Annotated in this window: 13 protein-coding genes; 12 read left to right on the plus strand and 1 reads right to left on the minus strand. The window is 49.1% G+C overall.

The window, feature by feature from the left end:
- The first annotated feature begins 222 nt into the window (after positions 1-222).
- The 8 genes from ABH897_RS10740 (at position 223) to ABH897_RS10775 (ending at position 9,967) form a co-directional block, all read left to right on the plus strand.
- On the plus strand, positions 223-669 hold the full coding sequence (locus ABH897_RS10740) for a phage holin family protein (protein ID WP_283654940.1): 447 nt from the start codon (positions 223-225) through the stop codon (positions 667-669).
- 134 nt (positions 670-803) lie between these two features.
- The gene (locus tag ABH897_RS10745) at positions 804-1,769 is read left to right on the plus strand and encodes a glycoside hydrolase family 25 protein (RefSeq protein ID WP_404591878.1); all 966 of its coding nucleotides are present in this window, start codon (positions 804-806) and stop codon (positions 1,767-1,769) included.
- Positions 1,770-2,660: 891 nt separating this feature from the next.
- Entirely contained in the window at positions 2,661-4,316 is a 1,656-nt protein-coding gene (locus ABH897_RS10750; RefSeq protein ID WP_404591880.1) for an ABC transporter substrate-binding protein, read from the plus strand.
- 38 nt (positions 4,317-4,354) lie between these two features.
- A complete protein-coding gene (locus tag ABH897_RS10755; protein ID WP_404591883.1) occupies positions 4,355-5,359 on the plus strand; it encodes an ABC transporter permease in 1,005 nt (334 codons plus the stop codon).
- A 35-nt stretch (positions 5,360-5,394) separates the two neighbouring features.
- Entirely contained in the window at positions 5,395-6,306 is a 912-nt protein-coding gene (nikC, locus tag ABH897_RS10760) for a nickel transporter permease (protein WP_283654944.1), read from the plus strand.
- A 229-nt stretch (positions 6,307-6,535) separates the two neighbouring features.
- Positions 6,536-7,951, plus strand: coding sequence for a deoxyguanosinetriphosphate triphosphohydrolase family protein (locus ABH897_RS10765; RefSeq protein WP_283654945.1), 1,416 nt, complete (start codon positions 6,536-6,538; stop codon positions 7,949-7,951).
- A 68-nt stretch (positions 7,952-8,019) separates the two neighbouring features.
- Positions 8,020-8,964: an MsnO8 family LLM class oxidoreductase gene (locus tag ABH897_RS10770; RefSeq protein ID WP_283654946.1), complete on the plus strand. Its 945-nt coding sequence runs from the start codon at positions 8,020-8,022 to the stop codon at positions 8,962-8,964.
- Positions 8,965-8,977: 13 nt separating this feature from the next.
- Positions 8,978-9,967, plus strand: a complete 990-nt coding sequence (locus ABH897_RS10775) for a THUMP domain-containing class I SAM-dependent methyltransferase (RefSeq protein ID WP_283654947.1) — start codon at positions 8,978-8,980, stop codon at positions 9,965-9,967.
- A gap of 4 nt (positions 9,968-9,971) precedes the next feature.
- Here ABH897_RS10775 and ABH897_RS10780 read toward each other — a convergent pair whose 3' ends face one another.
- The gene (locus ABH897_RS10780) at positions 9,972-10,928 is read right to left on the minus strand and encodes a D-2-hydroxyacid dehydrogenase (protein WP_283654948.1); all 957 of its coding nucleotides are present in this window, start codon (positions 10,926-10,928) and stop codon (positions 9,972-9,974) included.
- A 185-nt stretch (positions 10,929-11,113) separates the two neighbouring features.
- Here ABH897_RS10780 and thpR point away from each other — a divergent pair, with 185 nt between their 5' ends.
- The 4 genes from thpR to gltB all read left to right on the plus strand — a co-directional run bounded on the left by thpR (position 11,114) and on the right by gltB (position 18,516).
- Entirely contained in the window at positions 11,114-11,716 is a 603-nt protein-coding gene (thpR, locus tag ABH897_RS10785; protein ID WP_283654949.1) for an RNA 2',3'-cyclic phosphodiesterase, read from the plus strand.
- 102 nt (positions 11,717-11,818) lie between these two features.
- Positions 11,819-12,631: a cell wall hydrolase gene (locus ABH897_RS10790; RefSeq protein WP_283654950.1), complete on the plus strand. Its 813-nt coding sequence runs from the start codon at positions 11,819-11,821 to the stop codon at positions 12,629-12,631.
- Between the two features lie 140 nt (positions 12,632-12,771).
- On the plus strand, positions 12,772-13,455 hold the full coding sequence (locus ABH897_RS10795) for a metal-dependent hydrolase (protein ID WP_283654951.1): 684 nt from the start codon (positions 12,772-12,774) through the stop codon (positions 13,453-13,455).
- Positions 13,456-13,917: 462 nt separating this feature from the next.
- Positions 13,918-18,516, plus strand: a complete 4,599-nt coding sequence (gltB, locus tag ABH897_RS10800; protein ID WP_404591885.1) for a glutamate synthase large subunit — start codon at positions 13,918-13,920, stop codon at positions 18,514-18,516.
- Positions 18,517-18,835: the final 319 nt, after the last annotated feature.

The following is an 18,835-nucleotide window of genomic DNA, read 5'->3' on the forward strand; positions in this document are numbered from 1 at the left end:
AGACATACCATAAGGTATTCTAAACTTAGAAACAAAGGTATTGAAATTAAATCTATATAAAGAATATTAAAATAAAGAATATTAAACGATATAACATATAACAAGTATAAATACAGAGATAAAATAAACAAGCACATTTCACAACGGAGTGTGTCTTTTTGTGCCCTTGATTACCTCAAGGGGACATTCATTTTACACCTTGATTCAAAAGGGGGAACAAGCATGCATGAAAAGGTCGATCAGATTTGGCTGGGGTTTTCCACGGGGACCTTGATCGGTTATTTTTTCGGGGGGTGGACGACGATGTTGACGTTGTTGTTATGGATGGTCATTATCGACTTTTTTACCGGCTGGGCGGCGGCCTGGATTAATGGAGCATTGAAAAGCCGAGAAGGCTATTACGGTATTTTTCGCAAGGTTACGGTGTTTTTGATGATTACAGTAGCTCATCTGATCGACGGTATTCTCGGGGATGCACATTATTTCCGGGATGCCGTCGTTTTCTTTTATTTGGCAAATGAACTATTGTCGATTATTGAAAATGTGGGCCGAATGGGAGTGCCAATGCCGGATATTTTGCGAAATGCGGTAGCCATTTTTGAATCCAAGTCGGTCGGGGAAAAGAAAAAGCCAACAGACCCCTCCGACAAAAGAAATAAAGCTTCATAAGGTGAGCAGAATGCACCTTTGCCCCATTTTCAGCACCAAGTTGGAAAAGCCCGGACCACGTCAATGGTCCAAGCATAGTTATAACAGTAACATCATCGGTTACAACATTATGAATGACAAGGAGGGATCGACTTATGCAAGATCGCAGTCCTAACGCTGCCGAGGGCATTGACGTGTCCCGATACCAGGGAAATATTGATTGGAAACGTGTACGAGCCGATGGCAAATCGTTTGCCTTTATAAAAGCGAGTCAGGGACAGCGTTACGTCGATCCGACATTTATCACCAACGCCAAAGGGGCCAAGGCAGCAGGGGTATTGCTGGGAGCTTACCATTTTGTAGATGCAACCAGCGTTGACGCGGCCAAAGCGGAGGCCAGACATTTTGCCGAGGTACTGGATCGGGTTGGAGGTGCAGAAGCGCTGGACTTTCCAGCGGTCATGGATTATGAGAATAATCCGGGTGGACTTAGCTCTGCCGCGATCCATGACGTAGCCATGGCGTTTTTGACGGAATTTGAAAGGGTAAGTGGTCGCAAGCCGATGGTATATACGGGAAACGCTTTTGCAGCCCATTTCAAAGCGTCGCTGGTAGCTTATAAGCTGTGGATTGCGCGCTATAGCACACGAGTGCCCAATGATACCACAGCATGGAAGCTGTGGGACTTCTGGCAATACAGCGACAGTGGACGAGTTGATGGGATTCAAGGGCCAGTTGACCTGAATGTATACGCCGGAACTGAGGCAGAGCTGCGCCAAGCTTTTGCAGGAGAAGAGGGGGATGAGCCGATGACAGCAGAGGAAAAAGCGGCATTTAAAGCCTTGCAGCAGCAGGTTGCCGCACTTGAAAACAGCAAGGATGTGCTCAAACAGACATTGAACGAACAGACCGCTTATATTAAAAAAGTGGATCAGCAAGTAGCTGACCTGGAGGCGCGTCAGGCTATGCCAGTGCCAGCTTGGGCAAAGGAAGCCGTAGCCGCAGCCGTTGCTTTTAATCCGTCGAGTCCGATTGTGGATGCCAAGCAGCCGAGCAGCTATGATTTTTATCGCCTGCTCGTAGTCTTGAACCGTCTGGATGTGTTTAAGAAATCGTCGTAAACTACTGAACAAACAGGAACTAAGTAGGAGAATTGGATCTTACAAAAAGGACGCGAGCAGCTGTTACAGCGGCGTTCTTTTTTGTATATTTGTAGATATTTCCCTGTGATATTAACTAACATTACTCTCCGAAAACGTTCGGAAATTTAAAAAGATCTATGAAAACGCTCTTGTCTACCATCTCATTTTATAGTAAAGTATCCAGTAATCACTCTCCATTCATGTAATCACTTGTATATACTGTGAGTATATATGACATTTTTCACTATGATTCAACAAAAGCTGAATGCTTGGAGATAGCAATCTTCCTCATAACCTCACAGACCATCGCATCGGGTACGAGACTTTAGGCATACATCACGGAGGCCGATTGAATTGAACCACAGGGTGTTGATATCTACTTCTACATATAAAATTACCTTACACACCTCCTACTTGAGCATTTTGCAACAATCCCAAGAGCGATTTCAAATCAGCAATATATAGATCGAAACGGTTTAGTTCGTCTATCTATTGTACTTTCGAGCGTTGGGAATCGAATGATGCAAAGTGCTGACTTATGAAATAGCTTCCATCAGAGAAAATGATATCACTCGGTAATAGGCTGAAAATCAGCTTGATTCCCTCATACTCACGCGAAATAATGAACATGCAACCCAGAAGAAGTCTATTTTTCTGTTGAATATAAAGGGAGATTCATTTTAGCAATTTGTCCTCCATCATTTGATAATACCTTACGATTGGTGATAGATATTTGCTGTGTAAGCTTACGTAACTGTGTGTCATCGGGTTTAATTTGGACCCTGTGTCCATTAGATCATAGAGATTATCCGGGCATCCATCTGGTATCAACGAACTAACAATATATGAGGTGTGAAAGGGGTCTGCTGCATGAGGAAAAAGTACGTAAAGAACAAAGCTTGGACCGTCCTACTGGTGCTTGCATTGGGGGCTGTTCTGGCACTTTCCGGCTGTGGAGGTTCCAATGAAGGCGCAAAACCGGAGGCAGGAAAAACGCCAGGCGGCGCAGGAGAGGGCAAGCAGGATACATTAATTTATGGACGCGGTGGCGATTCCGTGGCGCTGGACCCTGCGATTGTGACCGAAAGTGAATCGCTAAAAATTGGAATGCAGGTGTTCGATACCTTGCTGGAATACAAGGAGAGCACCACGGAGATTCAGCCGGGGCTTGCAGAGAGCTGGGAAGTATCACCGGACGGACTGATTTATACGTTCAAGCTGCGTCAAAGTGTAAAATTCCATGATGGAAGCGACTTTAATGCAGAAGCCGTTGTATTTAACTTTAACCGCTGGTCTGATCCGAAAAGTCCATACAAATTTGAAGGGGACTCGTATGATTATTATGACTCCATGTTCGGCCCAGAAGGGAGTCGGGTGATCAAGGAGGTCAAAGCGGTAGCTGCGAACACTGTCCAGTTTAAACTGACCAAGCCGCAGGCGCCTTTTTTACAAAATATTGCTATGCCATCCTTTAGTATTGCAAGCCCTAAGGCTATTCAGGAGAAAAAGGCTGATTTCAAGAGCAATCCGGTCGGTACGGGACCCTTTGTATTTAAGGAATGGAAACGAAATGATACCATCACGCTGGAGAAAAATCCAAACTATTGGAAAGAGGGACAGCCGAAGCTGGCCAAGATCATTGTTCGTTCTATTCCCGACAATACCGCGCGATTTAATGCTCTGCAAAACGGAGAAATTGATCTGATGGAGGATCTGAACCCGGACGATGCGAAGCAGCTGGAAGGCAATAACGAACTGCAAAAAATTGAACGCCCATCCTTTAATGTGGCGTATATTGGATTTAATTTAAAGAAAAAGGTATTCAATAATCCTAAGGTACGGCAGGCGCTTAATCATGCGGTGAACAAGCAGGCCATTATTGATGCATTGTTTGCGGGACAAGCCAAGCCTGCGGTCAATCCGATGCCACCTACGTTATGGGGATATAACGATAGCATTCAGGATTATGCCTACGATCTGGATAAGGCTAAATCCTTGCTGGCGGAAGCGGGCTATCCTAATGGGCTTACCGAGCCGTTAACCTTTTACGCGATGCCTGTATCTCGTCCGTATATGCCTGACGGCAAAAAGGTAGCGGAAGCCATTCAAGCTGATTTTGAAAAAATAGGTGTGAAAGTGAACATTCAATCGCCGGAATGGGCCACTTATCTGGATGATGTCAAGGCGGGCCAGAAAGATGATTTGTATATGCTGGGATGGAACGGAGATAATGGCGATCCGGACAACTTCCTGTACACCCTGCTGGACAAGGATACGATTCCGGGCAATAACCGTAGTTTTTATGTCAATGAGGAGCTGCATAAAATATTGGTGAAAGCTCAGGTTGAGGTCGATCAGGACAAGCGGGCGGAAATGTACAAACAAGCACAAGTGATTATTAAACAGGATGCGCCGTGGATTCCACTGGTTCACAGCACACCACTGATGGCAGGTAAAGTGAACCTCAAGGGCTTCGTGCCTTCTCCGGCAGGTATTGAATCGTATGGCAACGTTTATTTTGAATAGTCCAAATAGCACATACGCAAGCAGGCGGTGATTTTGGTATGAACTCATATATTGTAAAAAGACTGGCCGTTTTGATTCCGGTATTACTGGGCATGACACTCATCGTTTTTTCGATTATTCATGCCATTCCGGGGGATCCGGCGGAAACGATACTGGGAGACAAGGCCACAGAGCAGTCCAAACAGGCACTACGTGAGCAGTTGGGGCTGGACAAGCCGTGGTTACAGCAATATGGAACTTACCTGGGTGAGCTGGCCCATGGCGATTTGGGTGATTCGATCCGCACCAGACAGCCGATTGCCCGGGAAATGCTGCCTTATCTGGCGGCTACGCTGGAGTTGACGGTGGCGAGTATGTTTTTTGCCGTTATTGTTGGAATGAATGCGGGTATCGTGAGCGCCTGGAAACGAAATTCATGGTTCGACTATGTCAGCATGGTCATTGCCCTTGTCGGGGTGTCGATGCCCATTTTCTGGCTGGGTCTGATGGAGCAGTGGATTTTTGCCAATAAGCTGCATTGGCTTCCTTCTATCGGACGTATGAATTCCCGTGATCCGGTGGAGGCGGTAACGCATTTGGCGGTTATTGATGCGATGATTGGTGGACGTATGGAGCAGGTATGGACGGTCATCACGCATTTGATTTTGCCCAGCATCGCACTGGGAACCATCCCGATGGCGGTCATTGCCCGCATTACCCGTTCCAGCATGCTGGAGGTTATGGATTCGGATTATATCCGTACAGCCCGAGCGAAGGGACTGGCATCTTTTCAAGTCGTGTACAAGCATGCACTTAAAAATGCCGCCATCCCCGTGCTTACCGTCATCGGTCTTCAGACGGGCTCGCTACTGGGCGGCGCGGTGCTGACAGAGACCATTTTTGCATGGCCCGGCATCGGACGCTACATTTTTGAAGCGATCAGCTCGCGTGACTATCCTGTCATTCAAAGCGGGATTCTGATCATTGCGTTCCTGTTCGTCATCATTAATCTGATTGTCGATTTACTGTACGCGGTTCTGGACCGGCGTATCCGTTATCAGTAATCAAGTCGTCAATGGGTCAAGGGGGAGCTTGTCCGATGTCACAATTTTCGATGGAACCCAACAATATACCGACGACACGCCATACGCTGGCTCATGTGCCTGTCGTTTCCGGCCCTTGGAGAGACGCGTGGAGGGCTTTCCAACACAATAAAATGGCGCTCGTCGGCCTCAGCATTATTATCTTCTTTGTCATTATCGCTTTGATCGCTCCGTGGATTGCTCCTTTTGATTATAAAGCGCAGAATTTGGTGGGTCGCTTGCAACCCCCTTCCGCAGAGCACTGGTTTGGGACGGACGATCTCGGCCGGGATCTGCTGACTCGTACACTATATGGAGCCAGAATCTCGTTGTGGGTCGGTTTTTTGTCCGTCATTGGTTCGATGATCGTAGGAACGGCCTTGGGTTTAATTGCGGGATTTTACGGAAAATGGGCAGACATGCTCATCTCGCGGCTGTTCGACATTTTACTGGCATTTCCGGGGATTCTGCTGGCGATTGCTATCGTTGCTATTTTAGGGCCTTCCCTGGAAAATGCACTGTATGCCATTGCGATCGTCAACGTACCGACATACGGACGGTTGGTGCGCTCCAAAGTGCTCAGTGTCAAAACCGAGGAATACATCACTTCTGCCAGAGCGCTTGGGGCGAATAATGTACGAATCATACTCCGGTATATTTTGCCGAATAGCCTGACACCGATTATCGTACAGGGAACGCTGGGAATTGGAACGGCGATCATTGAAGCGGCAGCGCTTGGATTTCTCGGCTTGGGCGCACAACCTCCTGAACCGGAGTGGGGGAAAATGCTGTCGGATTCACGCCAATACATCCAGAATGCACCATGGACTGTTATTTTTCCGGGTATATCCATTATGCTGACTGTATTGGGCTTTAACCTGATGGGTGACGGCTTGCGGGATGTGCTGGACCCGAGGGCGAAGCGCTAGAACAAAAGTAGTTTAGCTTATATACTTCTAATATTATTAAAAAAAGGTGTTCCCCGGCCTGAATCCTAATGGCTGGAGGAACACCTTTTTCATATGACATTTTTCGTGTAATGAACTTCGATTCATTCAACTGTGACATACAATCTTCTCAATGCAAGTCATGTCAGCTTTCCTGAGACGTGAAAAAAATGTATAATCACTCCAATTGAGTACGTTGGGAGTGGGCTTTATGACATGGCAAAACAAGAGAGAGCATCGGCAGTTTCCGGAACAGACACGAAGCGACGCTTCACGGGCAGCATATGAACGGGATTACTCCCGATTGATCCATTCACCGACCTTTCGTCGGCTGCAAGGCAAATCTCAGGTTTTTGGCGCAGGCACGGGTGATTATTATCGCACACGGCTGACGCATTCGCTGGAGGTAGCGCAGATTGCACGCGAAGCGGCACGCAGCTTGCTGCGGCGGCATCCCGAGGTGGAGCTGGGGCAGGCTGATAACGCCGGGCTGATTATTGACCCCGAGGTGGTGGAATGTGCGTCCATTGCGCATGATTTTGGCCATCCACCGTTCGGACACAAGGGCGAAGAGGTACTGGACGGCATTTTGGATCAGTTGATCGAGACGAAGGTGGAAAAGATAGCGGCCGCTGGAAGCTTCACGCCTGATTCCAGGCAGGGGCTGGAGGCATATGCACGCGAGCGGCAAATCTACGAGCATTTTGAGGGGAACGCACACAATTTCCGACTAATTATGTTTTTGGAGAAGCGTGAGAACGTAGATGGTTTGAATTTGTCGGACGCTGTTTTACTGGGGATCAACAAGTATCCGTATCCGGGGATTTTGAACAAAAAAGGGATGTATCTGCATGAGTGGGAATACATTCGTTCCATCCGCGAGGATTGGGGAATTCCTGATGGTCAAAAGACGCTGGAGGCCCAGCTTATGGACCTGTGCGACGATATTGCGTATTCCGCGCATGATCTGGAGGACGGAATTAAGGCAGGGAAAATTGAGGTGCACGAGCATTTTTTGTATGATCCGTACTTGATCCGTCTGATTACAGAAAAAATCACCACGTTGGAGGATAGCTTCTGGCAAGGCTGGCAGCTGGCTCAGATCGAACAGAAGGTGGCGGCTGTGCTCAGTGAATTTTTGAAGGTATGGAATGGCAAGATGCCTATGTGTGAACACGATTATTCCCGTACCCGTCGTGAGGTGAAAGCGTACTGGGTCAGTCTGTTCGTCAGCAGCTTGGGTGTAATTGATGTGGGTGATTGGAAAAAGGTTACTTTTGTGCGGGATGGAAGCGAGGATCTCGATATGCTTCGTACCGTGAGTGTGCTGAAAAGCTTTGCTTGGGTCACGATGATCCGTGATCTGCGCGTGCAGCGGCTGCAAAAACGGAGTGAATGGATGCTCAGACGCCTGTGGCTGGCTTTTCTCGATCCAGAGACATCCAAGTCCATTATTCCGAGTGATTGGCTCCAACGCTTTGAACGTGATCAGGGCAAGGCAAAACCGATTTGGACATGGGAGCATATGGTCATTGATTATATTGCAGGGATGACCGATGCGTTTGCCGAGAAAATCTATAATGAGCTGTATGGTTTGAAGGTGGGTTCCATTTACGATTTGGACTAACATTTCATGTTGGCCCTATATAGTAGAAGAAACTGGTTTTTAAGTATGGAAAAGAAGGGGGGATATCAATGGGTTCTCAGTCTATACCTGCCAAATCACTGAATTTGGGGGTACTGGATATGGTGCCGTTATTGCCCGGAAACCGACCGGAGCAGGCCGTTCAATGGGCAGGAGAGCTGGCCAGACGTGCAGAAGCGTGGGGCTATACGCGCTACTGGACCTCGGAGCATCATGATATGAAGGGGCTAGCTTCCTCCAGCCCGGAAGTGTTGCTGGCTCACATCGGGGCGGTGACCCGGCAAATCAAGCTGGGGGCAGGCGCTATTTTGCTTCCGCATTATAGTCCGGTCAAGGTCGCAGAATGGTTTCATCTGCTGGCGGCTCTATATCCGGGCAGAGTCGAGCTGGGTCTCGGGAGAGCACCCGGTGGAGGACCACATGCTTCGATGGCGCTGAGCGGCAACTTTCTCCAGCATGTGGCTGAACTGCCACAGACGATGGAAGCGCTGCTGGCTTTGCTGGAAGGTACCTACGAGTATGAGCAGGTGCCTGTGTTTGCCCGCCCGATGCCTGAACAGCCACCTGCGCTGTGGATGCTGGGTACAAACCGTAAAAGTGCCGAATACGCCGCCCGGTATTCAACTGGCTATGTGTTCGGTCAATTTATGAGTGGGCAGGATACGAGAGATATGCTGAGCATGTACCGTTCCGGCTTTCAGCCGTCCAAACGAATGGACAAGCCCCGTACGATGGTTGCTGTAGGGGCCATAAGTGCCTCAACGAATGAACAGGCGCAGCGGTGGGCTGCACAGATTACGATGGGTGACCCGGCGATGCGGGCCAATTGGCTGGTGGGAACACCATCGGATGTTGCCGAACGGTTGCGCAGCTTGCAGGTTGAGTACGATAATGATGAATTTTTGTTGGTCACACCCATTCCCGATTATGAGCAGCGGCTTCAATCCTACCGTCTTATAGCAGAGGCCATAAATTCTAGCTATGATTCTAAATGAAAAGAGATCTGACATGAACCGACATGAAATAAATAGTTCTGCTATGAATATGCAAAGATACATATATACCTACGCGTGTCATGAAACCGAGCGAGAGCTGTGTCTTTTGGAGTTGAAAAGCTTTTTCGGCCAGCCGCCTGCGCATGATTCCATGCTGTTGTCCTATCGGCGGTTGGAGCCGGGCACCAGCCCGTTCATCCATCTTCGGCTGGATGTGACCGCAGATGCGGGTACGTTGGATGAGCTATGCGAAGCAGCTTCCGCAATTCACCTTGAAGAAGGGAAGACCTTCAAGGTCCTGTGCCTTAAGGAAGGCGACAACGTGGCTGACTATGACGAGCGTCGCGGTATAGAAAGACGCATTGGCGCACGTATTCGAGGACAGGCGCAAATGAAAGAACCGGATGTCACCCTGGGTGTCATACGGGTAGGAGAGCGATGGCTGCTTGGCAAGTGCATATACAGCGACAGATCGTGGCTGGAGCGCCGTCATAAGCCGCAAAACTACTCCACCGGACTACCAGTGCTGGTAGCCAAAGCGCTTGTGAATTTAGCAGTGCATGACATAGCAGCACAGGATATAGATGTGGGCCGATTGAAGTTGCTGGACCCGTGCTGTGGCATGGGTAATGTGATGATTGAAGCATTGAGCATGGGAAAAGATATTCGCGGTTGTGATATTAATCCGCTGGCGGTACGCGGGGCACGCGTGAATTTGCGTCATTTTGGATATGAAGAGGATCGGGTGAAGCTGGGAGATATGAATCTGCTGGAGGGAACCTATGATGCAGCGATATTGGATATGCCCTATAACCTGTGCTCCGTGCTCCCTGCCGATGAACAAAAGCAGATGCTGCGCAGCCTGAGGCGCTTGGCCGCACGAGCGGTAGTCGTAAGCACGGAGCCGATGGCAGCATTGCTGTCCGAGTCAGGCTGGACCCTCACGGAGCAATGCCGCATACACAAGACAGGTATGAGCCGGGAAATATGGATCTGTGAATAGTTTGTTAATACTGAGTTTTGTAGTTAACCAAATTCAGCGGCAGCTCCTGATCGGCTGCGTAGGCTTTCAAATTGGTGAGGAAAATATCTACCGCCCGTTCAGCGTAACGGTCCGTGTCGCCTGCAATATGCGGCGTAATCAGGACATTCTCCAGACTCCACAGTGGATGTGACGCGGGTAGCGGTTCTTCCTCGAATACATCCAGTCCGGCAAAGGCAATATGCTTTTGCTCCAGAGAGCGCACAAGTGCATCCGTATGGACAGTGTTGCCACGACCTACATTAATGAAGAAAGCTCCCTTACGCATGGCTGCAAATGCCTTTTCGTCAAAGAAGTGACGGGTTTCCTCGGTGAATGGCAGAATATTTACCACGATATCCGCCTCTCCCATCGCTTCATGTAATTGCTCATTTGTGTACATGCGCTTCACATGAGGGGCATCCTTGCCGGAACGACGAACTCCGATCACCCGCATGCCGAAGGCTTCTGCGATCCGGGCCGTTTCACGACCGATTTCGCCCACGCCCGTAATCAGCAGCGTTTTACCGCGTAATTCCGTTAGGTCGCCTTCCGGTGGCTGCCATGTTTTCTGACGTTGCAAGAGAACTGCTTGCTGTAAATACCGTGTATGCGACAGCAGCATCCCGAAGATTTGCTCCGTAATCGGAACGGCATGAACGCCGCTTGTATTGGTGAGTAAAATATGACGCTTTTCCAGCTCTGCAAGTGGCAGCTTATCAATGCCCGCCGACCAGGTCTGTATCCATTTCAGTTTGCTGTCAGGATGCAAAGCCGCTTCGGAAATATGCTTGGACCAGCCTAAAATGACCTCTGCCTGTCGGATTTGTTCAGGCTCCAGCTCTTGGGCTTTACCAATGAACAGCTCATAGCCCGGAGCTGCTGCACGAATTTGCTTTTCTTGCTCTGCGGTAAGCTGGTGTAAACTTACGATGGTTCCCATGATTCATTACCTCCTCGGTTTTTGATTCTTTGGAGCTTCCAATATATTCTGCTGAATCATCCTTTCAAGGATAACAGATTGGTGAAAAGATTGCATAAATAGGGGTAAAAGCGAGCTTGCTGTGTCACTATAGATAACAACGAATGACTGTAGCTCCGATTAGGGATGAAAGGAAGACCATGACGATGAACGGATTACCGCTGGTAGTACCGCAAACAGCACAAACACAAAGACTTTTTACCGCGATTGCTCTCCCGAGCGAGCATAAGAAGGAGTTACGCCGCTGGGTGGAACAGGATGTTAACGAGCTTTCTTTTCGCAAATGGACCGATTTCAGGGATTACCACGTGACACTTCAGTTCCTGGGGGATGTGGCGACCAAGGATATACCGGAACTGGAACAGGCTTTATTTCAGGCGGCCGCTGCACATTCCCCGTTCACTCTCGGGCTTGGCGAACCGGGGACTTTTGGACGAGATGGATTTCCGCGTGTGCTATGGAGGGGAGTTACGGGGCAGAAGGATTCTTTGAACCAGCTCCACCAATCCATAGTTGAGGCTACCGAACCGCTTGGTTTTAAGCCCGAGGAACGGCCTTACAGGCCCCATATCACAGTAGCACGTTCGTATACAGGGCAGGAGCCTATTCCGGCGTCTATGTTTCAGTCCAATGACCGGATAGGCGAGCCGTGGGAAGTGGGAGAATTTGTTTTGTACGCGACCCGAATGGGCCAAAAACCAATGTACCAAATAATTCAAACAATCCCATTATCAAGGTGGAACCCTTGATCTATCAGCGATTTTAGTGATATAGTATTTCAGCGTTATTCAAAAGGCGCATTTTGGGTTACATATCTGAGGAATGTGCCTAAAGTTAACAGGAGGAACATTATGGAAATCGTTAAAGAACATCGTTGGTTTGCACCTCTTTTGAGTGTGCTGCTTGTTTGTATATTGGGGGTAGGCCTCTACGCTGAGGTTCAACAAACACAAAAAAATCATAAAAATGCACCTATGCAATCTCTGAGCTGGTCAGGGAATTCTTCGGCTCCTTCACACGGGGACAGGATGGAGACCCATAACGGGTCAAACAGGACAAGTCCCATCTTTGCCAAGGCTCATGGGCAGCCGAGCTGGAAACAAATCATGCCGACTCCGTTACCCGCTTCCCAGATGAAGCAGGCGGGACAAGCCCGGAGCAATGTTGCAACCGGCGTGAAAAAACCTGAAGTCCAGCATAGCAAGTCCGCAATTCTTCCCCCTCCTACAACCATCTACTTTACGAAGACACAAATGCTCTCTCAGGATGACAAGGCGTTGTCTACCTGGAGCTATCCTGTCTCCGCTAAAGAACTGCTCCTGCTACAAAAAATAGTCATGGCAGAAGCAGAAGGCGAACCGTACGAAGGCAAAGTGGCAGTTGCCAACGTTGTCTTAAACCGGCTGCGGTCAGCCCCATTTCCCGATACGATTCAGGCAGTGATTTATCAAAAAGCGCAATTTAGTCCGGTTGCGAACGGGCGTCTTCGTCGTGTCCACCCCAACCAGGACAGCATTCGTGCGGTTACGGCTGCTTTGAATGGCCATAAAGCCGTGCCTGATAATACCTGTTTTTTCCTGTCGCTGACGTTGGCTCAGGATCTTACGGTTCATCATTCGCGTACCAAAGTGAAAACAATCGGTCATCATACCTTTTACAAATAACAGCCCTTTCTAAACAACAGGGTTCAGCTTTGTGAACGTATTTTTTTCGTGTACAGATGAAGCTTGTATGCAAAAAGCGGTATAATGGGTAAATGAAAGGTACCTAAGTTCTGAAAGTGACAATGGAGGTGGCAGATGATATGAAAATCACATATTACGGGCATTCAGCTGTGCTGGTGGAGGAAGAGGGCAAACGGATTATTATTGATCCTTTTTTGACCGGGAATCCTAAAGCGGTAGTAAAAGCTGAGGATATTCAGGTGGATGCAGTGCTGTTGACGCATGGTCATGCGGATCATTTTGGAGATGCTGTTGAAATTGCCAAGCGCAACGATTGCCCTGTAATCGCGGTGGCGGAATTGGCTGACTATTGTTCATCTCAGGGAGCCAAGGCTCACGGCATGAACCTTGGCGGTGGTCACCAATTTGACGGATTCCATGTAAAATTCACGCTTGCGTTCCACAGCTCCTCTTTAAATGTGAATGGACAAACGATATATATGGGTGAGCCTGCGGGCATTTTATTGACCATAGGCGGCAAAACATTTTTCCATGCTGGCGATACCGCCCTGTTTGGCGATATGCGTCTCATTGGGGAAACTAACTCGATAGATGCTGCGGTATTACCGATTGGTGACGGCTATACCATGGGACCGGAGGATGCGCTGCTGGCAGCTAAATGGCTCCGGGCAAGCCGCGTGATACCAGTGCATTACAATACATTCCCGGGCATTGAGCAGGACGGGAACGCCTTCTGTGACCGTCTGCACAAGGAAGGGATTGAGGGGAAAGCCCTGAATCCCGGTGAAAGCCTCGAATTTTAACCTGCACTGCCGAATTGCAGGGATACGTCTGAGAGTCAGAATGTTCAACAGATATCCTTTATCAGCCTTTTTTGTTCCTTCGGGAATGGGAAAGGCTGGATTTTTTAAAGTGAATATTTATACATAAAAACAGTATATTTTTGCATGTCACATTGAAGCTGTAATGTAAAAGATTTATTATCACAATCATAAAAACTTTGAATTGCTAACATGGTAGGTCAATGATAAAATGATAGAACTAATTAGATTCATCAGTAGATCCGACGTGTTTTTCAAGTCAAGCTATTGCATAATTATTGAAAAGCATTCGCATTCGGCGGACCGTACCGCCTTGAATACGTCACATGTTTTGTCCCCCAATCCTCGTAGTTGTTCTTTGAGTTACCTCTTGTTGCCACTGTCTTCTATTCGGCCGCCTGTATTTCAGGCCAGCATGACTTTATAACAGAAAGGTTGCGTTCCATGAGACAGACAGGTTTACCACCCAAACAGGGATTATACGATCCCCAATTCGAAAAAGACGCCTGCGGCATGGGCTTTGTTGCCCACATCAAGGGAAAACCATCGCACGATATCGTAAGTCAGGCTTTGACCATGCTCGTAAATATGGAGCACCGGGGCGGTCAGGGAAGTGAACCGAACTCCGGTGACGGAGCGGGGATCATGATTCAGGTACCGCATCTTTTTTTTCAAGAGGAAGCGGAGCGACTGGGCTTCAAGCTGCCAAAGGCTGGACATTACGGCGTGGGGATGCTTTTTGTATCCAATGATCCGAAGGTTCGTGAAGTTCATGAGCAGAAGCTGAGAGATATTATCGTAGATGAGGGCCAGAATTGTCTGGGCTTCCGTGATGTTCCGACTTATGACGAAATGCTGGGCAAATCGGCGAAAGCGGCCAAACCGGGCGTACGTCAGGTGTTTATCGGTCGAAGCAGCGATTTGAAGGAAGAGCTGGACTTTGAACGGAAACTGTATGTTATTCGTAAACGGGCGGAGCTTGCCATTCGCTATAACGAAGAGGACCAGAACCGTGAGTCGTTTTATATCCCGAGTTTGTCATGCCGCAAAGTTGTATACAAGGGTATGCTTACAACCGAGCAGGTAGGCAAATTTTATCTGGATTTGCAGGATGAGCGGGTGACTTCGGCAATCGCGCTGATCCATTCCCGTTTCAGTACCAACACGTTCCCGAGCTGGGATCGTGCGCATCCTTATCGTTTTATGATTCACAACGGTGAAATTAACACGATGCGCGGTAACGTGAACTGGATGCATGCACGTCAGGCCCAGTTTGAAAGTGAAGCGTTTGGCGAAGATATCGGCAAGGTAAAACCGGTCATTAACCCGGATGGTTCAGATACAGCCATGTTTGATAATACACTGGAATTTCTGTATTTGAGTGGACGTTCCCTTCCTCATGTAGCCATGATGATGGTGCCGGAGCCTTGGAACAAACACGAGACGATGGACCCGAAGAAGCGGGCATTTTATGAGTATCACAGCACGATGATGGAGCCTTGGGATGGACCGGCTGCGATGGCGTTTACGGACGGTGTTCAGATCGGGGCGATTCTGGATCGCAACGGCCTGCGTCCTGCGCGTTACTATGTGACCAAGGATGACCTGATCGCATTGTCTTCAGAAGCGGGTGTACTGGATATCGCTCCTGAAAATGTACTTTACAAGGATCGTCTTCGTCCGGGACGGATGCTACTGGTCGATACCCAGGAGGGCCGCATCATTTCTGACGAAGAGTTGAAGGAGCGTATCGCTTCCGAGGAACCTTATCAGGAATGGCTGGATGAGCATCTGGTCAATCTGGATGAGCTGCCGGAAGCTCTGGAGCAGCCGGAGCCGAAGCATGAGAATGTAAACCAGCTTCAGCTGGCTTTTGGCTATACGTTTGAAGAACTGCGCAAGATTCTGGAGCCGATGGCGCTCACAGGTGCGGAACCGATTGGCTCGATGGGATATGATGCTCCATTGGCGGTGCTGTCTGACCGTCCGCAACGTTTGTACAACTATTTTAAACAAATGTTTGCGCAAGTCACGAATCCGCCGATTGATGCCATTCGGGAAGAGATTGTAACGTCCACGGCAACTACGATTGGACCTGAGCGCAATTTGCTGCATCCTGAACCGGAAAGCTGTCGTCAGATTCGTCTGGATTCACCGGTGCTGTCGAATGAGGAATTTGCCAAAATTCGTCATGTACACCGTCCAGGCTTCAAGTCGATGACGATTCCGATCTTCTTTGAAGCGAAGGAAGGCGCAGAAGGCTTGCGTAAGGCACTCGAAGGACTGTTTGAGGCGGCTGACCGTGTCATTGACAAGGGTCATAACATCCTGATTCTGTCCGACCGTGGAGTGGATGCAGAGAATGCGGCCATTCCGGCGTTGCTGGCTGTCTCCAGCCTGCATCACCACTTGATCAAGCAGGGTACACGTACACGTGTAAGTATTTTGCTGGAGTCCGGAGAGCCGAGAGATATTCATCATTACGCGGTGCTGCTTGGTTACGGCGTGAGTGCGGTTAATCCGTATCTGGCTTTCGAAACGCTGGATGTCATGATTCAGCAGGGCTTGCTGCGCGGTGTCTCGCATGAAAAAGCAATTAAAAATTATATTAAAGCGGCCACTAAGGGTGTCGTTAAAATATTGTCCAAAATGGGTATTTCCACGATTCAGTCGTACCGTGGAGCACAAATTTTTGAGGCTGTAGGTCTCAAACAGGATTTCGTTGATCGTTACTTCACCTGGACACCTTCCCGCATTGGCGGTATCGGTCTGGAGGAAGTCACGGTGGAGGCACTGGCTCACCACAATCGTGCTTTTACTGACAAGGACGGCAACGACAAAGTGCTGGATTCAGGCGGCGAATATCAATGGCGTAACGATGGGGAAGAGCATTTGTTTAATCCGCAAACGATACATTTGCTCCAGCAGTCGGTTCGCTCGGGAGACTACAAGCTGTACAAGAAATACGCCAAGCTGGTTCAGGGTGAAACTGAACAGCATTTGACGATTCGCTCCATGCTTCAGTTGAAGCCTGCGGGTGAACCTGTGCCACTGGAAGAAGTGGAATCCGCTGCATCGATTATGCGTCGTTTTAAGACGGGAGCTATGTCCTTCGGCTCAATCAGTCAGGAAGCGCATGAGGATATGGCGATTGCGATGAACCGTATCGGCGGCAAGAGCAACACCGGTGAAGGTGGGGAAAACCCTGCACGTTTCATTCCGGATGCCAATGGCGATTCTCGCCGCAGCTCGATCAAGCAGGTGGCATCAGGCCGATTTGGTGTAACGTCGAATTATTTGGTGAACGCCGACGAAATTCAGATTAAAATGGCGCAAGGCGCGAAGCCGGGCGAAGGCGGACAGCTGCCAGGACGCAAGGTGTATCCTTGGGTGGCTGAGGTGCGTGGTTCTACGCCGGGCGTGGGACTGATTTCGCCGCCGCCGCATCACGATATTTATTCTATCGAGGATTTGGCAGAGCTGATCTACGATCTCAAAAACGCCAATCCGCGTGCTGACATTAACGTGAAGCTGGTGTCGGAGGTAGGCGTAGGTACGATTGCAACAGGAGTGGCTAAAGGCCGCGCTGACATTATTCTGGTCAGCGGCTATGACGGGGGTACAGGCGCTTCTCCGCAAGGCTCCATCCGCCATGCGGGTATGCCTTGGGAGCTGGGTCTGGCCGAAACGCATCAGACGCTGATGCTGAACAATCTGCGCGACCGCGTGGTGCTGGAGACAGACGGCAAGATGCTGTCTGGCCGCGATTTGGTGGTAGCTGCTCTGCTGGGCGCGGAAGAATACGGCTTCTCTACAGCGCCGCTTGTGGCGTTGGGCTGTATTATGATGCGGGTTTGCCAAATGGACACCTGTCCGGTTGGTGTGGCTACACAGAATCCGGAGCTGCGCAAAAATTATATGGGTGATCCTGCCCATGTGGTGAATTTTATGCGTTTCATCGCAGAAGATGTCCGCGAAATTATGGCGGAGCTGGGCTTCCGCACGATTCAGGAAATGATCGGACGTACGGACTGTCTGGATACCGTAAACGCCGATTCGCACTGGAAGAAGAAAGGCGTCGATCTGAGCTTGCTGCTGCATGTTCCTGAGTTGGAAGACGGTAGTGTACGTTACCGCGTACAACGCCAAAACCACGGGCTGGAAGAAACGCTTGATATGCAGGAGCTCGTACCGATGGCTGCTGGGGCGTTGGAGAACGGAACAGCTGTAGAGGCTACCATGCCTATAACGAACGTGAATCGGGCCGTAGGTACGATTCTGGGCAGCGAGGTCACCCGCAAGTACGGAGCGGAGGGCTTGCCTGAGGATACGATTCGCTTTAACTTCATCGGATCAGCAGGTCAGAGCTTCGGGGCTTTTATTCCTAAAGGCATCACGCTGAGCGTTGAAGGCGACAGCAATGACTATGTAGGTAAAGGGCTATCCGGTGGTAAGGTTATTGTGAAGAAATCTCACAAAGCGACCTTTAAGGCAGAAGAGAACATTATTATCGGAAATACGGCTTTGTATGGAGCGACCAGCGGGGAAGCTTATATTAGCGGAATTGCAGGGGAGCGCTTTGCCGTTCGGAACTCCGGCGCACGTATCGTCGTCGAGGGTGTCGGCGATCATGGCTGTGAGTATATGACAGGCGGACGTGTAGCTGTACTGGGCGAGACTGGACGGAATTTTGGAGCCGGGATGTCTGGAGGTATTGCATACGTCTATGACCCTCAGGGGACGTTTCTGAGCCGTTGTAACCTGGAAATGGTGCTGCTGGAAGGCGTGGAAGCCCCCGCGGAAGCAGCGGATCTGCGTGGTCTGATTCAGCGCCATGTCACGTACACAGGCAGCGAAGCGGGACAACGTATTTTGGATGACTGGCAGACTGCGATTCAGCAGTTTGTACGGGTGATTCCAAAGGATTACAAGCGTATGGTTGAACAGATACAAAAAGAAGAGGCAACCGGTTTGAGCGGGGATGAGGCTCTGCTGGCTGCATTTGAAGCCAATATGCGTGAACTGGCGCGTGCCGGAGGTTAATATAGCCCCTCACAAAATTCACTAAAAAAGGACTTGCTGAATACCGTTGTTAAGATCACGGTGATACCAGCAAGTCCCTTTTTTAGTTCTTTAGAAAATGTGATTTATGTCCTTGACAAACGTTATAGTTTCTGACATTACCCTCAAAATGTTTTCCTGAAACGGTAAATATGTTATAAAAAGTGTCATTTTTTTTGGAATGTAACCGTTTACGTTAGAGTTTATGTCTTGTTATTTATTTTTGGATTGGTTATGATTTTTTTAGAGTACACAAGCAAATCTAATATGCCCATCGTCACTTCAAAACACAGAATAGGGT

Origin of the sequence: Paenibacillus sp. RC73, from assembly GCF_044908085.1 — a bacterium.
Taxonomy (GTDB): domain Bacteria; phylum Bacillota; class Bacilli; order Paenibacillales; family Paenibacillaceae; genus Paenibacillus; species Paenibacillus terrae_A.

Bases quoted from the DNA above. Each gene is read 5' to 3' on its own strand.
- ABH897_RS10745 (WP_404591878.1), top strand. From the start codon at position 804: ATGCAAGATCGCAGTCCTAACGCTGCCGAGGGCATTGACGTGTCCCGA.
- ABH897_RS10775 (WP_283654947.1), top strand. From the start codon at position 8,978: ATGAACCGACATGAAATAAATAGTTCTGCTATGAATATGCAAAGATAC.
- ABH897_RS10750 (WP_404591880.1), top strand. From the start codon at position 2,661: ATGAGGAAAAAGTACGTAAAGAACAAAGCTTGGACCGTCCTACTGGTG.
- ABH897_RS10740 (WP_283654940.1), top strand. From the start codon at position 223: ATGCATGAAAAGGTCGATCAGATTTGGCTGGGGTTTTCCACGGGGACC.
- ABH897_RS10795 (WP_283654951.1), top strand. From the start codon at position 12,772: ATGAAAATCACATATTACGGGCATTCAGCTGTGCTGGTGGAGGAAGAG.
- ABH897_RS10770 (WP_283654946.1), top strand. From the start codon at position 8,020: ATGGGTTCTCAGTCTATACCTGCCAAATCACTGAATTTGGGGGTACTG.
- thpR (WP_283654949.1), top strand. From the start codon at position 11,114: ATGAACGGATTACCGCTGGTAGTACCGCAAACAGCACAAACACAAAGA.
- gltB (WP_404591885.1), top strand. From the start codon at position 13,918: ATGAGACAGACAGGTTTACCACCCAAACAGGGATTATACGATCCCCAA.
- ABH897_RS10790 (WP_283654950.1), top strand. From the start codon at position 11,819: ATGGAAATCGTTAAAGAACATCGTTGGTTTGCACCTCTTTTGAGTGTG.
- nikC (WP_283654944.1), top strand. From the start codon at position 5,395: ATGTCACAATTTTCGATGGAACCCAACAATATACCGACGACACGCCAT.
- ABH897_RS10780 (WP_283654948.1), bottom strand. From the start codon at position 10,928: ATGGGAACCATCGTAAGTTTACACCAGCTTACCGCAGAGCAAGAAAAG.
- ABH897_RS10755 (WP_404591883.1), top strand. From the start codon at position 4,355: ATGAACTCATATATTGTAAAAAGACTGGCCGTTTTGATTCCGGTATTA.
- ABH897_RS10765 (WP_283654945.1), top strand. From the start codon at position 6,536: ATGACATGGCAAAACAAGAGAGAGCATCGGCAGTTTCCGGAACAGACA.